The 16061-nt window shown below is 72.2% G+C and carries 17 protein-coding genes; 9 read left to right on the top strand and 8 right to left on the bottom strand.

What is annotated here, in order from left to right; genetic code table 11:
- Positions 1-73 precede the first annotated feature (73 nt).
- The 5 genes from ACIQM3_RS01670 (at position 74) to ACIQM3_RS01650 (ending at position 4398) form a co-directional block, all read left to right on the top strand.
- Positions 74-721 (top strand): TetR family transcriptional regulator, encoded by a 648-nt coding sequence (locus tag ACIQM3_RS01670; RefSeq protein WP_401617397.1) that lies wholly within the window; start codon positions 74-76, stop codon positions 719-721.
- 142 nt (positions 722-863) lie between these two features.
- Positions 864-1529, top strand: a complete 666-nt coding sequence (locus ACIQM3_RS01665; protein ID WP_401617394.1) for a pyridoxal 5'-phosphate synthase — start codon at positions 864-866, stop codon at positions 1527-1529.
- Between the two features lie 86 nt (positions 1530-1615).
- Positions 1616-2527: a zinc metalloprotease HtpX gene (htpX, locus tag ACIQM3_RS01660; RefSeq protein ID WP_401617391.1), complete on the top strand. Its 912-nt coding sequence runs from the start codon at positions 1616-1618 to the stop codon at positions 2525-2527.
- 9 nt (positions 2528-2536) lie between these two features.
- Complete coding sequence (locus ACIQM3_RS01655) at positions 2537-3121, top strand: hypothetical protein (protein ID WP_401617388.1); 585 nt, start codon at positions 2537-2539, stop codon at positions 3119-3121.
- A gap of 89 nt (positions 3122-3210) precedes the next feature.
- Positions 3211-4398 carry a flavin-containing monooxygenase gene (locus ACIQM3_RS01650; RefSeq protein ID WP_401617385.1) on the top strand — a complete coding sequence of 396 codons (1188 nt, stop codon included), beginning with the start codon at positions 3211-3213 and terminating at the stop codon, positions 4396-4398.
- Positions 4399-4408: 10 nt separating this feature from the next.
- Here ACIQM3_RS01650 and ACIQM3_RS01645 read toward each other — a convergent pair whose 3' ends face one another.
- A complete protein-coding gene (locus ACIQM3_RS01645; RefSeq protein ID WP_401617382.1) occupies positions 4409-5719 on the bottom strand; it encodes an MFS transporter in 1311 nt (436 codons plus the stop codon).
- A gap of 79 nt (positions 5720-5798) precedes the next feature.
- On the bottom strand, positions 5799-6224 hold the full coding sequence (locus tag ACIQM3_RS01640; RefSeq protein ID WP_401617379.1) for a DUF2809 domain-containing protein: 426 nt from the start codon (positions 6222-6224) through the stop codon (positions 5799-5801).
- Between the two features lie 62 nt (positions 6225-6286).
- On the opposite strand from ACIQM3_RS01640, the gene ACIQM3_RS01635 reads away from it, so the two are divergent.
- Complete coding sequence (locus ACIQM3_RS01635) at positions 6287-7276, top strand: GlxA family transcriptional regulator (protein ID WP_401617377.1); 990 nt, start codon at positions 6287-6289, stop codon at positions 7274-7276.
- A gap of 21 nt (positions 7277-7297) precedes the next feature.
- On the opposite strand, the gene ACIQM3_RS01630 is transcribed toward ACIQM3_RS01635, so the two are convergent.
- The 3 genes from ACIQM3_RS01630 to ACIQM3_RS01620 form a co-directional block, all read right to left on the bottom strand.
- Positions 7298-7759: an ATP-binding protein gene (locus tag ACIQM3_RS01630; protein ID WP_401512790.1), complete on the bottom strand. Its 462-nt coding sequence runs from the start codon at positions 7757-7759 to the stop codon at positions 7298-7300.
- A 594-nt stretch (positions 7760-8353) separates the two neighbouring features.
- Positions 8354-8890, bottom strand: coding sequence for an EF-hand domain-containing protein (locus tag ACIQM3_RS01625; RefSeq protein ID WP_401617374.1), 537 nt, complete (start codon positions 8888-8890; stop codon positions 8354-8356).
- Between the two features lie 82 nt (positions 8891-8972).
- The gene (locus tag ACIQM3_RS01620) at positions 8973-9347 is read right to left on the bottom strand and encodes an STAS domain-containing protein (protein ID WP_401617371.1); all 375 of its coding nucleotides are present in this window, start codon (positions 9345-9347) and stop codon (positions 8973-8975) included.
- Between the two features lie 289 nt (positions 9348-9636).
- Here ACIQM3_RS01620 and ACIQM3_RS01615 point away from each other — a divergent pair, with 289 nt between their 5' ends.
- Together ACIQM3_RS01615 and ACIQM3_RS01610 are read left to right on the top strand one after the other, a co-directional pair.
- Entirely contained in the window at positions 9637-10218 is a 582-nt protein-coding gene (locus ACIQM3_RS01615; protein WP_401617368.1) for an RNA polymerase sigma factor, read from the top strand.
- Complete coding sequence (locus ACIQM3_RS01610) at positions 10215-11501, top strand: maleylpyruvate isomerase N-terminal domain-containing protein (RefSeq protein ID WP_401617365.1); 1287 nt, start codon at positions 10215-10217, stop codon at positions 11499-11501. Before ACIQM3_RS01615 ends, ACIQM3_RS01610 begins: the two co-directional genes overlap by 4 nt.
- Before the next feature lie 4 nt (positions 11502-11505).
- Here the strand turns inward: ACIQM3_RS01610 and purU are convergent, their stop codons facing one another.
- Complete coding sequence (gene purU, locus ACIQM3_RS01605; protein WP_401617363.1) at positions 11506-12405, bottom strand: formyltetrahydrofolate deformylase; 900 nt, start codon at positions 12403-12405, stop codon at positions 11506-11508.
- A 28-nt stretch (positions 12406-12433) separates the two neighbouring features.
- The gene (locus tag ACIQM3_RS01600) at positions 12434-12880 is read right to left on the bottom strand and encodes a hypothetical protein (RefSeq protein ID WP_401619927.1); all 447 of its coding nucleotides are present in this window, start codon (positions 12878-12880) and stop codon (positions 12434-12436) included.
- A gap of 174 nt (positions 12881-13054) precedes the next feature.
- Here ACIQM3_RS01600 and ACIQM3_RS01595 point away from each other — a divergent pair, with 174 nt between their 5' ends.
- Positions 13055-14323, top strand: coding sequence for an ABC transporter substrate-binding protein (locus ACIQM3_RS01595; protein WP_401617360.1), 1269 nt, complete (start codon positions 13055-13057; stop codon positions 14321-14323).
- Between the two features lie 91 nt (positions 14324-14414).
- On the opposite strand, the gene ACIQM3_RS01590 is transcribed toward ACIQM3_RS01595, so the two are convergent.
- Complete coding sequence (locus ACIQM3_RS01590; RefSeq protein WP_401617357.1) at positions 14415-15914, bottom strand: hypothetical protein; 1500 nt, start codon at positions 15912-15914, stop codon at positions 14415-14417.
- Positions 15915-16061: the final 147 nt, after the last annotated feature.

Raw genomic sequence — 16061 nt, 5'->3', positions numbered from 1 at the left:
CGTCCGCACTGGGGCGTTCCCCATTTGCAGTCGGTCAGATCGCGCTCGGATCACCCCTCGGTAAGCTGACGGCATGACAGGACAAGTACGCACCGTCGACGGCCGCGTGGCTGGTCGGCGAGGTCAGGCGACGCGGCAGAAGCTGCTCGACTGCCTCAGCGAGATGCTCAGCTCCTCGCCGTACCGGGACGTCAAAGTCATCGACGTCGCACGGAAGGCGGGGACTTCACCCGCGACTTTCTACCAGTATTTTCCCGACGTCGAGGGCGCCGTTCTCGAACTCGCCGAGGAAATGGCCAAGGAAGGTGCCGGACTGACCGAACTGGTCGGTGACCGCTCCTGGGTCGGCAAGGCCGGCTGGCAGGCCTCCGAAGAACTCGTCGAGGGATTCCTCGACTTCTGGCGGCGCCACGACGCGATCCTCCGCGTCGTCGATCTCGGCGCGGCCGAGGGCGACAAGCGGTTCTACAAGATCCGCATGAAGGTCCTGAGCTCCGTCACCAACTCCCTGACGGACGCGGTCAAGGAGCTCCAGTCCAAGGGCAAGGTGGACAAGGACGTCAGCCCCGGCGCGGTGGCCGGCTCCCTGGTCGTCATGATGGCGGGGGTCGCCTCGCACCAGAAGAGCTTCACCACCTGGGGCGTCAAGCAGGCCGAACTCCGGCCGAATCTCGCCCTGTTGGTCCATCTGGGCATCACCGGCAAGAAGCCGGTCAGGTAGGCGCCGGCCAGGACTCCCCCGCACACGCCGGGCGCCGCGCTCCTTCGCGGCTCCCCACGTCCTGTCTCACCGACGGCGGACCACCCCCTGTGGTCCGCCGTCGGCGTTTCCGCACCGGCGCGGGACGCTGTGGAATGGGCCCATGAGCGATGCACAGAAGGACTTCCGCGACCTGCTCCACGCGCAGCGCGTCTGGGACGTGTCCCTCCCCCTCTTCGACCCGTCCGCCGCGCCCGCCGCACCCCTCCCCCTCTTCCACACCTGGTTCGCCGAGGCGGTGGCCGCCGGGCAGACCGAGCCGCACACCATGACCCTGGCGACCGCGGACACGGAGGGCCTGCCCGATGTGCGCACGCTGATGCTGCACGACGCGGACGAGCGCGGCTGGCACTTCGCCACGCACGCCACCAGCGCGAAGGGCCGGCAGCTCGCCGCCCGGCCGTACGCGGCGCTCGGCTTCTACTGGCCCGCCCAGGGCCGCCAGGTGCGCGTCCGGGGCACGGCCGTTCCCGCGCCCCGGGAGGAGAGCCGGGCGGATCTGCGGTCCAGGTCCACCGGCGCGCTGGCCGCCGCGCTGACCGGCTCACAGAGCGAGGTGCTGCCCGCGCACGAGGACCTCGTACGGGCCTCCGAGGCGGCCTGGGAGCGGGCGCGGGCGGAGCCCGACACCGAGGCGGCGACCTGGACGCGGTACGTCGTCGAGCCTCGGGAGGTGGAGTTCTTCCAGGGTGACGACCGGCGCCGGCACGTGCGGCTGCGCTACCGCCGGGACGGCGCGGGCTGGACCAGTGAGCTCCTCTGGCCCTGAGTGGCCCTGAGCGCCCTGAGCCCCCTTCATCCGGTTCCTACCGGAAAGGAGCACTATGGGAGGCAGGTGAGCTGCTGGAGGCACCCATGGCACGAACGCGTTCCCGTTACGCCCCGGACCGAGGCCTGACCACCCGCATGGTGGGCACGATGTTCGTCATCGGCCTGCTGTACGTGGTCCTCGTGGGCGTGCTGCTCGCAGCCCTGCGCGGCTCCTGGCCCGTCATCCTGGTCATCACGGGCGGTCTGTTCATCGCCCAGTTCTGGTTCAGCGACCGCATCGCGGCGTACGGCATGGGCGCCCGGGAGGTCACCCCCGAGGAGGCGCCGGAGCTGCACGGCGCGATCGACCGGATCTGCGCCCTCGCGGACATGCCGAAGCCCCGGGTGGCCATCGCGCGGAGCGACGTCCCGAACGCCTTCGCGACCGGCCGCAGCGAGAGGACCGCCCTGGTCTGCGCCACGACGGGGCTGCTGCGCAGACTGGAACCCGAGGAGCTCGAGGGCGTCCTGGCCCACGAGATGTCGCACGTCGCGCACCGCGACGTGGCCGTGATGACCATCGCGTCGTTCCTCGGGGTCCTCGCCGGCGTCGTCACCCGGGTCGCCCTGTGGGGAGGCTTCGCCCGCAACAGCCGGGGCAACGACCCGGCGGGCATCATCATCATGCTCATCCCGCTGATCAGCGCGGTGGTGTACGCCCTGAGCTTCCTGCTGACCCGGCTGCTCTCCCGCTACCGGGAGCTCTCCGCCGACCGTACGGCCGCCCTGCTCACCGGGCGGCCGTCGGCGCTGGCCTCCGCCCTCACCAAGGTGAGCGGACAGATGGCCAGGATCCCGACGGAGGACCTGCGGAAGGCGGAGCCGTACAACGCCTTCTACTTCGTGCCCGCCTTCGCCGCCAGGGAGAGCCTGGGCCGGCTGCTCTCCTCCCACCCGACCCTCGAACAGCGGCTGGACCAGCTGGCCCGCATCTCCGCCGGCCTGTCCCACCCGTAAGGAGCTTCCGTGGGCCTGCTCGACAGCATCCTGGGCCGCAGCAAACCGGCCCGTCCCGACCTCGACCAGCTCTTCGCCGTGCCGTCGGCCGCGCTCACCCTCCAGGCCGGCACCGGTTTCACGCCGACCGGGCTCGGGTCGGTGTGCTTCGCGGGGGTGGAGGGCGGCACGTTCGCCCGTGTCCAGCAGGACGTCCGGGAGTTGCTCGACGCGGACACGGGGCGGGGCGGGGTCCCGGTCGAATTCAGCCGGGACACCTACGGCTACACCTGGCTGCTCGCCCGTCAGGAACCCGATGACACGGCCGCCCTGGTCAATGACCTGCACGCGGTCAACACCCTCCTCCAGGACGGTGGCTTCGGCCCGCATCTGCTCTGCTCGATGATCGGGTTCCGGAACCCGGAGGGACGTTCGCTGGCCCTCGTCTACCTCTACAAGAGGGGGACGTTCTATCCCTTCGCCCCGGCCCCCGGCGGCGGCGAGAAGCGCGACAACCAGCTGGAACTCCAGGTACGCGCCACACTCGGCGACGACCTCCGGGTGGAGGGCGACCTCTCGCGATGGTTCCCGGTGTGGGGCGCTCCCGGGTTGTGAAGGCCGCAGCCGCGTCCCGTGATCATTTTGCAACCGATTCCCGCCCGGACCGGAACCCATCATGTCCATGTCCTATTACGCTCCGAACCATGCCCGAATCGACCCCCGCCTCCGGTGAAGCCCTGCCCGCCTCCATCGACCGCACCGACGGCCGGCCGGTCTATGTGATCGGCGGCGGCCCGGGCGGTCTCGCCGCCGCGGCGGCCCTGCGGGAACAGGGCGTACGAGCGGTGGTGCTGGAGAAGTCCGGCCGCGTCGGGACGTCCTGGCGCAACCACTACGACCGGCTGCACCTCCACACGACCCGGCGCTGGTCGGCACTCCCCGGGCTGGCGATGCCCCGCCGGTTCGGGCGCTGGGTGTCGCGCGACGACATGGTGCGCTACCTGGAGAAGTACGCCGAGTACCACGAGCTGGAAGTGGTGACGGGCGTCGAGGTCTCCCGGATCGAGCGGACCGCCGACGGAACGGGCTGGCAGCTGAGCGCGACCGGCGGCCGGGTGCTCACCGGGCGGGCGGTGGTGGTGGCCACCGGCTTCAACCACACTCCGCGGATCCCCCTGTGGCCCGGCCGCGAGGACTTCACCGGCGAGCTGGTGCACGCCGCGCGGTACCGCGGCCCGGCCCCGTACGCCGGCAAGGACGTCCTCGTCGTCGGTATCGGCAACACGGGCGCCGAGATCGCCGTGGACCTGGTCGAGGGCGGCGCGTCCAGGGTGCGGATCGCGGTCCGCACGACCCCGCACATCGTGCGCCGCTCCACGGCGGGCTGGCCCGCCCAGGCCACCGCCGTCCTGGTCCGCAGGCTGCCGGTCGGACTCGTCGACCGGGCAGGGAGCGTGATGTGCCGCGTCTCCGTCCCCGACCTGGCGGAACAGGGCCTCCCCCGCCCCGACACGGGCCTGTACTCCCGGGTCAAGGAGGGCGCGATCCCCGTCCAGGACGTCGGTCTGATCGACGCGGTGAAGCGCGGCCGGGTGGTGCCCGTGGCAGCGGTCGAGTCGTTCGACGGGGACGCCGTGGCACTGGCCGACGGCACCCGGATCACCCCGGACGCCGTGATCGCGGCCACCGGATACGACCGCGCCCTGGAGGACCTGGTCGGCCACCTCGGCGTACTGGACTCCCGGGGCCGCCCCGTGGTGCACGGCGCCCGCACCCCGGACGGAGCGCCGGGCCTCTACTTCACGGGCTTCACCAACCCGATCAGCGGGATGCTCCGCGAGATGGCGCTGGACGCGCGGAAGATAGCCGCGCGCGTGGCGAGGACGGGCTGACCGCGGCCCCTCAGCGGACGGCCGCCGGCACCGGGGCCGTCCCCTTGCGGCGGATCACCAGGGCCATCAGGGCCGCCGTCGCGCAGAGGGCCCCCGCGGCGTACCAGACGAGGTCGTACGAGCCGGTCACGTCTCGTACGACCCCGCCGAGGAACGCCACCAGGGCCGCCCCCACCTGGTGCGATGCCAGGACCCAGCCGAAGACGATCGCGCTGTCGTCGCCGTACTGCTCCCTGCACAGGGCCAGTGTCGGCGGGACCGTCGCGACCCAGTCCAGTCCGTAGAAGACGATGAAGAAGACCATCGACGGCTGCACCGTCGGCGCCATCAGCATCGGCAGGAACAGCAGCGAGATCCCACGCAGGGCGTAGTAGACGGCCAGCAGCCTGCGGGCCTCGAAGCGGTCCGTGAGCCAGCCGCTGAAGATCGTGCCGATGATGTCGAAGACGCCGATGACGGCCAGCAGCGAGGCCGCCGCGGTGATCTCCATGCCGTGGTCATGGGCCGAGGGCACGAAGTGGGTGCGGATCAGGCCGTTCGTGGAGGCACCGCAGATCGCGAACGAGCCCGCCAGCAGCCAGAACGGGCCCGTGCGGGCCGCGTCGAACAGGACACGCACGGTGCGTGCCGCGGCACCCGTCGCGGGTGCCGGCTTCTCCACGTAGGTGCCGCCGTACGGGGCGAGCCCCACATCGGCCGGATGGTCACGCATCAGGAGCCAGACGAACGGGACGACGACGAGAGCCGCCAGCGCGACCGTCACCGAGGCCGGCTCCCAGCCGTGCCTGTCGATGATCCAGGCGCACAGCGGAAGGAAGACCAGCTGACCGGAGGCGCCGGCCGCGGTCAGGATTCCGGTCACCAGACCGCGCCGGGCCACGAACCAGCGGTTGGTGACGGTCGCCGAGAACGCCATCGCCATCGAGCCGGTGCCCAGCCCGACGAGCAGGCCCCAGTAGAGCATCAGCTGCCAGGACGCCGTCATCCAGACGCTCGCCAGCGCCCCGGCCGCGACCGCGCCGAGTGCGACGACCACGACCCGGCGGATACCGAACCGGTCCATCAGCGCGGCCGCGAACGGCGCCGACAGGCCGTACAGCGCCATGTCGAGGGAGACGGCGAGGCCGATCTCGCCGTACGTCCAGCCGAAGTCCTTGTTGAGGGGCTCGATGAGGAGACCGGGCAGGGAGTTGAAGGCCGCTCCGCCGATGATCGTCACGAAGGTGACGGCGGCGACGATCCACGCACGGTGTATCCGCGGGAGGGAGCGGCGGCGGCGGGGGGCGCGCTCGATCGTCGCGCTGTCGGTTGTCCGGTTCACGCCGACCAGCATCCGGCCCCCGGCCACCCCCGGACGAGTGGCCGGGGAGACACCCTTCGCAGGGATCGGGCCACCGGGGTCAGGACCGCGCGAGGGAGCGCCCGGACGGCAGGAGGCTGTGGACGGCCCAGGCCAGGGCCGCTCCCACCCCGTACCAGAGGAGATCCGGGGCGTTGAACGTCGAGCCCAGCACCAGCCGTGCCACCGCGCTCCGTTGCGCCAGCCCGGCCGGTACGCCGGTGAGCTGGGCCAGTTCCACCGCCCAGCTGAAGGCCAGCGCGGCGCCCGCGGCCGTCAGCGGCCGCACGCGGGGCACGAGGAGGACCACCAGGGCGTGGATCAGCACGGTGTAGAGCGCGTCGCCTGCGTACTTCGCCACGTCCCCGCTCGCCGCCGAACGCACGCCGAGGCCGGCGGCCACGGTCACGAGCGCCGCCGCCGCGGCCGCCGCGCGGACGAGGGCGGACCGGGGAACAGATGAGCGGGCAGCCGGCATTTCCTTCATGGCCGGTACGTTTATCAGTCCGTAGCCGGTCAGGCCCAATCCGTGGGAGAACGGGAGCCCAGATGCGCCACCGCGTCGTCGTGCTCGCCCTGGACGGAGTGATCCCCTTCGAACTGGGCATCCCGCAACGCATCTTCGGCCGCACACTGAGCACGGAGACGCCCGGCGCGGGCGAGAGGCTGTACGACGTCGTGACCTGCTCCGTGCGCCCGCCGGGCCCGGTCCGCACCGACGCCGACTTCAGCATCGTGGCCGAGCACGGCCCCGAGGCGCTCGCCACCGCCGACACCGTCGTCGTCCCGGCCTCGTACGAACTCGGCCCCGTCCACGAGGAGGGCCGGCTCACCGGCGAACTGGCCGCCGCCTTCGCGTACATCAGGCCGGGGACCCGTATGGTATCCATCTGCACGGGCGGCTACGTCCTCGCCGCCGCCGGATACCTCGACGGGCGGCCCGCCACGACCCACTGGGCTTCGGCCGAACACTTCCAGCGGCTCTTCCCGAAGGTCCGCGTCGACCCGGACGTCCTGTTCATCGACGACGGCGACGTCCTGACCTCGGCCGGTGTGGCCGCCGGGATCGATCTCTGTCTGCACATCGTGCGCCGCGACCACGGCACCGCCGTCGCCAACGACATCGCCCGCCGCACCGTCGTGCCCCCGCACCGCGACGGCGGTCAGGCGCAGTTCATCCGGCGTCCGCTGCCCGAGGCGGGGCTCGCCACGACGACGGCCGCGCGGACCTGGGCGCTGGGACGGCTGGAACAACCGATCCTGCTGCGCGACATGGCGCGGCAGGAGTCGATGAGCGTGCGCACCTTCACCCGCCGCTTCCGCGAGGAGGTCGGCATCAGCCCGGGTCAGTGGCTCACCCGGCAGAGGGTCGAGCGGGCGCGGCAGCTGCTGGAGTCCACGGGCCTCTCGATCGACCAGGTGGCACGGGACGCCGGCTTCGGTACGGCCACCTCGCTGCGGCAGCATGTGCAGGCCGCGCTGGGGGTGTCGCCCACGGTCTACCGGCGGACGTTCCGCTCGACGGCCCCGGGGCGCTGAGGAGCGCACCGGGCGGTGTCCTCAGGCGTTGGCCCGGTCTCCGGGCTGCTCCTGGATCACCGGGACCATCACCGGTCCGCCCCGGTCGATCTCGCACCAGATCCGCTTGCCCGCGCCCTCCGGCTGCCAGCCCCAGCGGTCCGCCAGGCCGTCCACCAGCTCCAGGCCGCGGCCGTTGGTGTCCTCACCTTCCGCGTGACGCGGCTGGGGCGGACGGCAGCTGGTGTCGGCCACCTCGACCCGCACCGTCCCCGCCGAACCGGCCGGACTCGCCGAGCCGAACAGCATCCGCAGCACGGCCGGACAGCCCGTGTGGACCACCGCGTTGGTGACGAGCTCCGAGATCAGCAGGATCAGAGTCTCCGCGAGCGGCTCGTCGTCCTCCATCCCGGACCCGATCAGCCGCGACCGCGCCCATCTGCGGGCCCGCCCCACCTCCGCGGGATCCGGCCCGACCTCCAGCTGAACCTGAAGCACCTGCACCGCTCACACCATCCGAACCGGCGGACACATCGCCTAGCGCCTCCTCGGAGTCACGGAACGTGACTCCCGTGCGAGACAGCATGGTTGACGTACAGTCACCGCAACAAGCGCTTCGGGCATATTCCAGCGCGAAGGAGTACGCGTGGTCCATACTGTGCGACGCGCGCTGCGGAGAGTCGAACAGAAGCGCACCGGCACCCCGGGGACCGAGTCCCCGGCAGGCCCGTCGCAGCTCCGTGGGTCACGAGCAGGGCACCGCGCGCCGCCCGGGGCGGCCACAGGGGCCGTACCCGGATCCTCCGCTTCCAGTACCACTCGCATCCAACGGAGCGTACCCGAGCGCGGGCCCGCGACTCCGCCCGGTGACCGCTCGCCCCGGCCGCACACCCGGGATCCGGATGCGTTGCGTCACCCGATCCGCACGGGCCGTACGCCCCCGGTCAGCCACGACCACCCCTGACCCCGCACCGCGGCCCGGCCGGGGCGCACCCCGAGCCGGGCCGCGGAAGGGCTCGAACTGCTCATGTCGTTGGGCGTGTTGACGCGCGGTCGCGGGCGATCACGGTGGCTGCGCGCCGGTTTCGCCCGCGCGGGCTACGCGTCGGGCTCGATCACGGTGAAGTACGCGGAGAAGGCGGCGACCGCCTCCGTCTCGGCGATCCGGCCGTCCTGGTCGGTGTCCAGGCTCCGGGCCGCGACGCTCGCGATGTCGTCCGCGGCGCCCAGCACCCGCAGGGCGCGCTCCACCGCGGCGACCGGCGCCGAGGCGGGCCCGGCCCCCTCGGGGTCCTTGCCGGCGGCGACGGTGAGCGCCGCACGCAGGAAGGGGCGCGCGATCTCCGCGAAGCGTTCGGGGTTGTCACGCAGCCGCTTCACGGCCCCGCCGACGAACTCCTCCCGGGTGACGCGCTGGTCCCCGTCCACGTCTGCGATGCCCGCCATGCCCTGCCAGAAGGCCTCGGCGCCCGTGTAGAGGGACTGGCCCCGGTCGCAGCGGGCCGTCGTACCGAACTCGGTGAGCAGACGGGCCGCCGCGGCGTTGAAATCGGCGCGATCGATGTAGCCGTTGCCGTCCTGGTCGAAGGCGGCGAAGCGGTGTGCGATCTTGCGCTCGTACTCTGCGCTGTCCATGCGGGGAGCGTACGACGCCGAGCGGCGTCACGTGTCACCGATGGTCGGCAGGGGTGTGACAATTTCGCGCCGGTCCGGCGTTTCAGGCGGTGAGGGGCTGGGAGTCGTCGTCGGTGGCCGCGTCCGAGTCGGGGTAGACGTCGAAGAGCCGGCGTACCCCGAGGGCGCCGAGCACCTTGTTGACGTGCGAACCGTCGACCGCACCGCGGGCCGGGAGGATGAGCCGCAGCCGGCCGCCGCAGGACTTCATGAGGCGTCGGGAGGCGATCAGGACGCCGACACCGCTGGAGTCGCAGAAGAGGACGCCGGAGAGGTCGAGGACCACGTCGTGCCGGCCCGCGGCCACCGCCCCGTGGACGGACTGACGCACGACAGGTGAGCTCACGAGGTCGAGTTCGCCGTGGATCCGCAGCACCGTCCACGCGTCCTGCTCGGTCTCGTACACCTTCAGCGTCACGCGACTCGGCCTCTCGTTCCGGGGCTCCGGAGGATCCGGAAGTTTCCGTTCCTCCTCGCGGCTGCCCGCGTACCCGCCCCGTGAAACACCTTTCCGCCCACCGGCCTGGCACAGGTTTCATCCAGAAATGATCGCTTCAGGATCGTTTACGCGGTCAGGAAAGGGCAAGGGGCGAAGCGTTCCCTATCATTCGGCGCCACTTGAGGGACGTACTTGCCGTAAAGGCACGTGTCCGGACCAGGCCGCCGACTACATTCGGCATGACGAAAGGCACAGGGCTGGGGGCTGGATGGCGAAGGACGCACCACCGCGCTGGGACCGCCGGATGCAGCAGCGGCTGGCGCGTGGCGAGGCGGCCGCCCTCGGTGAGCTCTACGACCGGTTCGCCGCCCTCGTGCACAGCCAGGCCCACCGCATGCTGGACGACGAGGACGCCGCGGACCAGGTGACGCGGGAGGTCTTCGGCTACGTCTGGGAGAACCCCGACGCGTACGACCCCAAGCACGGCTCCATGCGCTCCTGGGTGGCACGGCTCACACACCGCCGGTCCGTGCAGCGGATCCGCAGCACGCACGGTGAGGCCGACGGGCCCGACGCTGAAGCGCGGGCCGAGGAGCTGGAGCACCGGGTGCTCAAGGCCACAGCGGCGGCCCGGGCCGACTACATCGTCGCCTCCATGCCCGCGCCGCTGCGCGCCGCCCTGGAGCTCGCGTACGTCCAGCGCCGGGACTACCGGCAGGCCGCCGCAGACCTCGGTGTCACCGGGGACGAGGCCAGGCGCCGGCTGCGGCTCGGCCTCCAGCTGCTCGCCACCGCGAACACCCGGCCGTCGGCCGACTCCGCGCCTCCCGGATACGGGCCGACGCCGTGAACGGCGGACGCGACGGGGAGCAGCCGGTCGAGCGGCGCATACCGGGGCCGAGGGCAGCCGCGGACGACCGGGAGAGGCTGCCCCCGGTCCGGCCCGGCGGCTCGGAACCGCCCGAACCACCGGCACCTCCCGATCCTCCGGGACCGCCCGGGCCTCCGGATCCTCCGGGACCGCCCGCCCCACCGCTGCCCCACAAGGTGCTCAAGTCCCTCCTCGGCGCCTGGGCCCTGGCCGCCTGCTCCGCCGAGGAGACGGCGGCCGTCGAGGAGCACCTCACCTCGTGCGCGCCCTGCGCCGACGAGGCGCTGCGGCTGCGCGACGCGGTGGGTCTGCTGCACAGCGACGGCACCCTGGACCTGGACCCGATGCTCCGGTCCCGGGTCCTGGAGGGCTGTCTGGGCCGCCGCCCCGCGCGCATCCCCGTGCCGGCGTGGGCCGCGCCGTACGACGCGGAGACCGCACGGCTCGACGCGCTGCTCCGGGACATCGGCGACTCTGAGTGGCACGCGCCGGTGCGGCTGAAGTGGTTCGAGGACGACCGCCAGGTGAACCGCAAGACGACGGTCGCCGGGGTGATCAGCCACCTCATGGCGGTCGACGGTCTGGTCTCCAAGGCCCTCGGCCTGGACGACCCGCTCGGGAAGGGCGACCAACCCCTGCCGCCCACCGCGCGCACCGAGGCGTTCTGGTCGGCCGCCCACCGGCCGCCCACCCGGGCCGTGCGGGAGCCCTGGCGTGACCAGAGTCACTCCCTCGTCCGTACGGTGTCGTTCGCCGGCCGCGGCGTCTCGGAGCTCTCCGTCCCGTACGGCGGCTTCGCCCTCCCGCTGCAGGACTCGCTCCTGGAGCGGGCCTTCGAGTGCTGGGTGCACGGCGGTGACATCGCGGACGCGGTGGACTACCCGTACGAGCCGCCCGCCGCCGCCCATCTCCACCGGATGATCGACCTGGCCGCCCGGCTGCTGCCCGCCACCCTGGCCGAGCGCCGCCGCGCGGGGCTGGCCGCACCTGCCCGCCACCTGGTCACCGCCGGCTCACCGGGCCGCTCCCTCCACCTGGAGGTCGAGGGCCGCGGTGGCGGCGACTGGTACATCGCGCTGGACTCCCCGGCCGCCCTCGGCTCCCCCGCCCACACGGTCGCGCAGGTCGCGCTCGACGGGGTGGAGTTCTGCCGGCTGGTCGCCGGTCATGTGCTGCCGGTGGAAGCCGCGGCGGGCCAGGAGGGCGACCGCGAGGCGATCCGCGACGTCCTGTCCGCCGCGGCCTCCCTCAGCCGGCTCTGAATCCCTACGGGAAGACGACCGTACGGCGGCCGTTGAGCAGGATGCGCCGCTCCGCGTGCCACTGGACGGCGCGGGCCAGCGCCTGGCACTCCACGTCACGCCCCACGGCGACGAGCTGGTCCGGCGTGACGCCGTGCCCCACGCGCTCGACCTCCTGCTCGATGATCGGCCCCTCGTCGAGGTCGGCGGTCACGTAGTGCGCCGTCGCGCCGATCAGCTTCACACCGCGAGCATGGGCCTGGTGGTACGGCTTGGCGCCCTTGAAGCTCGGCAGGAAGGAGTGGTGGATGTTGATGATCCGGCCGCTCAGCTGCTTGCAGAGATCGTCCGAGAGCACCTGCATGTAGCGCGCCAGGACGACGAGTTCGACGTTCTCCCCACGGACCAGCTCCAGCAGCTGCGCCTCGGCCTCCGGCTTGTTCTCCCTGTTCACGGGGATGTGCCGGAAGGGGACGCCGTACGAGGCGACGAGCTCGGCGAAGTCGGTGTGGTTGGAGACGACCGCCACGATCTCGACCGGCAGGGCGCCGGTGCGGGAGCGGAACAGCAGGTCGTTGAGGCAGTGCCCGAACTTGCTGACCATCAGCACGATCCGCATCCGGTCGCTCGCCCGGTGGATCTGCCACTCCATCCGGAAGGCGTCCCCGATCGCGGCGAAGCTGGCACGCAGCTTGTCCACGGTCACCGTGGCGTCCGCCGAGAAGTGGACGCGCATGAAGAAGAGACCGGTGTCGTGGTCGCCGAACTGCTGACTGTCCTCGATGTTGCAGCCGGTCATGAAGAGGTAGCTCGACACGGCGTGCACGATGCCCTGCTTGTCGGGGCAGGAGAGCGTGAGGACGTACTGCTCGGCGACGGTGTCCGAGGCAGCGGATACGGATTCGGCGGGCTGCGGCGCGGTCATTCCCGTAGGGTGCCACACCCTCCGCAGGTCACGCCGATCTGGTCATGATGCGGAGCACGTCCAGGGACCGCGGCGGGGTGTCGGGGTCCTCGCCGTCGTTGGTGGCGAGCATCACATGGGCCTCGCGGGCGGCCACGACCGCATCCTGCCAGCCCGGGTGCTCCAGATAGGCGGGGACGGGGGCGTCGGCGCCTATCTGGTGCATGATGCGCAGCACCCGCAGGGCGGCGACGTCCACGAGGGCGGCCTCGGCGGAGTCGCGGAAGATCGTCCCGACGTATTTCTCGGCGGACCAGTTGTCCAGCCAGGTGTCCTCGACCAGGCGGTACACGGCGTCGGTGACGTCGCCGTACCCTTCCCGGCCGGCCAGCCAGCACTCGTGATGGAAGACGGGGTCGGAGAGCATGTGCAGCGCCGAGCGCACGTTGCTGCGCCAGCGCCACCACGGCATGTCATTGAGCGGCATGCCGCCCATGGTGGAGGAGCGACGGCCGCGACGGGAAGTGTTCTCCGAACCTTGCTGCACGGTTGCCGATCGTACGTTCCCTCGCCGGGGCCGTGCGCGGCCCCCCGTAATTCACCTCCAGGTCACCCTGTGTTGACCGGAGCACGCTGTGGCGTTACCCGTGAACCGCAAAAGTTCATGCCCATGACCGGATGGCGACGCGTCACCTCCCCCCGCCCCCACAGGCTCCTCACATCGGTGGCGGCCGGGGCACTGCTGATATCCGGCTGCGGTGTACTCCCTGGAGTCTCGGGGGGCTCCAGGGAGCCCGTCACCGTGATGACGTGGGCCCCCGACACCACCGGAGCCGACACCGTGAACATGGCGGGCATGCCGGCCATGGCCAGGACCTACGCCCGCTGGATCAACGAGAAGGGCGGGATCGACGGGCACGAGCTGCGGGTCCTCACCTGCAACGAGCAGGACACCGCGACCGGTGCGTCGAAGTGCGCCCGGCGGGCGGCCGACGAGGACGTGGCGGCGGTCGTCGGCTCGTACAGCAGGTACGGGCGGGCGTTCCTGGCGCCGCTGGAGGCGGCCGGGATCCCGTACATCGGCGGGTACGGCGCCTCCGCCGACGAGTTCACCAGCTATCTCTCCTACCCGGTCAACGGCGGCCAGCCGGCACTCGTCGCGGGCAACGGCGAGCAGCTGGCGGCCAGTTGCGATCGGGTGTCGCTCGTGCGGCCCGACACCCTGGTCGGCGACACCATGCCCGGGCTCCTCGACACGAGTCTCAGCCGGAGCGACCGCCCCGCTTCCTACGACATCAGCGCGGCCGAGGAGGCCACGTCGTACGACTCCGAGGCGGCCAAGGCCCTCGCCCAGGCCGACGACGGCTGTGTGACGGCGGTGCTCGGCAAGGGGACGGAGACGTTCTTCGACTCCTTCCGCCGGCTCGAACCCGAGGACAGCGGCGTGCGGATCTCGTCCGTGCTCGGCAGCGTCGGCCAGGGCCTCATCAACCGGTCGGGCGGCGCGGAGAGTCCCTTCGAGGGGGCTCTCGTCACCGGCTGGTACCCGGCGTCCGGCGACGCCCGCTGGAACGAGATGCGTGACGTGGTCGCGGAGTACGCCTTCGGGGACAACCGGATCGATCCCGAGGACACGGGCGTACAGACGACCTGGATCGCGTACACCGCGCTCAAGGCGGTCGTCGAGGCGATGGACCGGACCGACATCACGGCGGGCGGGATCTCCGTCAGCCTCAACCGCGGCACCGAGGTGGACACCGGCGGCCTCACCCCGGTCCTGCGCTGGCGCTTCCAGGACATGGTCGGCACGGCGGCCTACGGGCGCATCGTCAACGGACGGGTGACGTTCCAGGTGGTCCGCGACGGGCGTCTCACCGCCGCGAAGAAGGGCTTCGTGGATGTGACGGAGACCCTCGTGAACGCCCGGTCCGGCGGCTGACGCGCGCTCACCGGCCTCGTTCGAGAGCCTCCGCCCCGGCGTCCGCCCCGGCCTCCGGCCCCGGTGAGCACCGGGGTCGGAGGCCGCCGCGTCAGAGCTGCGTGGGGGCGCGCTCGGTCAGCCCGTACTTCTGCGCGATCTTGTTCCACAGCCCCGACGCCGTGCGCTTCTGGATGGTGGCGTCGCTGCTCGACGCGGCGGCCTTGGCGGTCGCGTCGGTCGATCCGGCCTTGCCGCCCTTGCAGACCTTCTTGCTGTTCTTGGCCTGGCTCGCCCACGTGGCGTAGTGGTCGTCGGCCTCCGCCGACGCCTGCCAGGCCTTGGTCAGGGAGGTCTTCAGCTTGTCGTGGGAGGGGAGCTGGTCGACGCTCAGCGCCTCGAGCCGGGTCACGAGATCCCGGCGCTGCGCGGCGGCGCCCTTCAGATCGGTGACCGCCTGGTCGAGTGCCTTGCAGGCCTTGATCTTCTCCACCGCGCCGATCACCGCCGAGCGGCTGTTGTTGCTGTCCGCGAGCAGCTTGTCGAGCTCCACGGCCTGGGGCTGCGCGGGGTCGTCCGCCGCCTTCTCGGAGGCCTCCGACGCGGGCGAACTCTGCGAGGCCACCGGCTGCTTGTCGTCCGAGGGGCTGTCGTCGCCCCCGCTCATCAGCGCGCCGGCGCCGAGCCCGATGACGGCACAGCCGACGACGACGGCGGCGATCAGCGGGATGTGCGCGGACCGCCTGCGCGGCGCGTCACCGCCCTGGCCCGGCTCCTCCGGGCCGTTCCCCCCGTGCCCGCCGTGGAAGCCCTGCGGGTCCGACCGGTAGGGCTGGGCGCCCTGCGGCGGCTGCGGCGCACCCGCGTGGGGCTGGTACGGCTGCTGGGGGCGCTGCTGCTGGGGCGGCCCGTCGAAGCGGGGCATCTGCTGCGTGCCGCCCGCGGGCTCGTCGCTGCGGAAGAGGCTGTCGAACTCCGCGGGCGGCTGTCGCTCGCCCGGGGTTCCCGGCCGGATTCCGTACGGAGCGCCGCCGGGGACCGGGGGTATGTACTGGGTCGCGTCGGCGTCGGACGGCTGCCCGGCGGCGGACTGCCCCAGGTAACGGGTGGACTCCGCCGGTCGCTCGGGCGGCAGCCCCCCGGGGAGAGGGCCGCCGGGCACCGGCGCGATGTACTGCGTGGCGTCCGCGTCCCCGCCGTGCCCCATGCCCTGCCCGGGCGCGGCGGCCTCGGGCGGCAGGGGCTGGGCGTACGGCTGCTGCTGGTGCTGCTGGTGCTGCTGGTAGGAGTCCTGCTGGTACCCGCCCTGCTGGGGCGCGTAGTGCTGAGGCTGCTGGTACTGCCCGTGCTGCGGCTGCTGGTACCCGCCCTGCTGCTGGTACTGCTGCTCCGGCGGCAGCTGCCCCGGTGGCGGGCCGTCCTGGTGCGCGGCCTGCGGCCCCCAGGGCTGGCCCCACGGCTGCCCGCCCGCGGGGACGGCCTGGTCCGGCTGCCCGCCCGCCGGTCCCCCCGCGTTCCAGGGGGCACCGCCCTCCGCGGGCAGCACGACACCTTCGTGGGCGTGCCGTACAGCGGGAAGCTGCGGCTCGTCACCCTGTCCGCTCTGCGTCACCGGGACTCCTACGTGTGAACCTATGGAATCGTCGGCTCACGCTACCGGGTGCCCGGAGCCCCGCGCCAAGCGCCCGACAGCCTCACGACCCCTTCACACAGGGGGTAACGTCTGGGGCCCCCACGGCGCTGTTCATGGTCAACTCGC

It is taken from the genome of Streptomyces sp. NPDC091271, assembly GCF_044757505.1.
Lineage (GTDB): Bacteria > Actinomycetota > Actinomycetes > Streptomycetales > Streptomycetaceae > Streptomyces.
The sequence above is the reverse complement of the archived record's forward strand: the minus strand, read 5'-3'. Positions and strand labels throughout refer to the sequence as shown.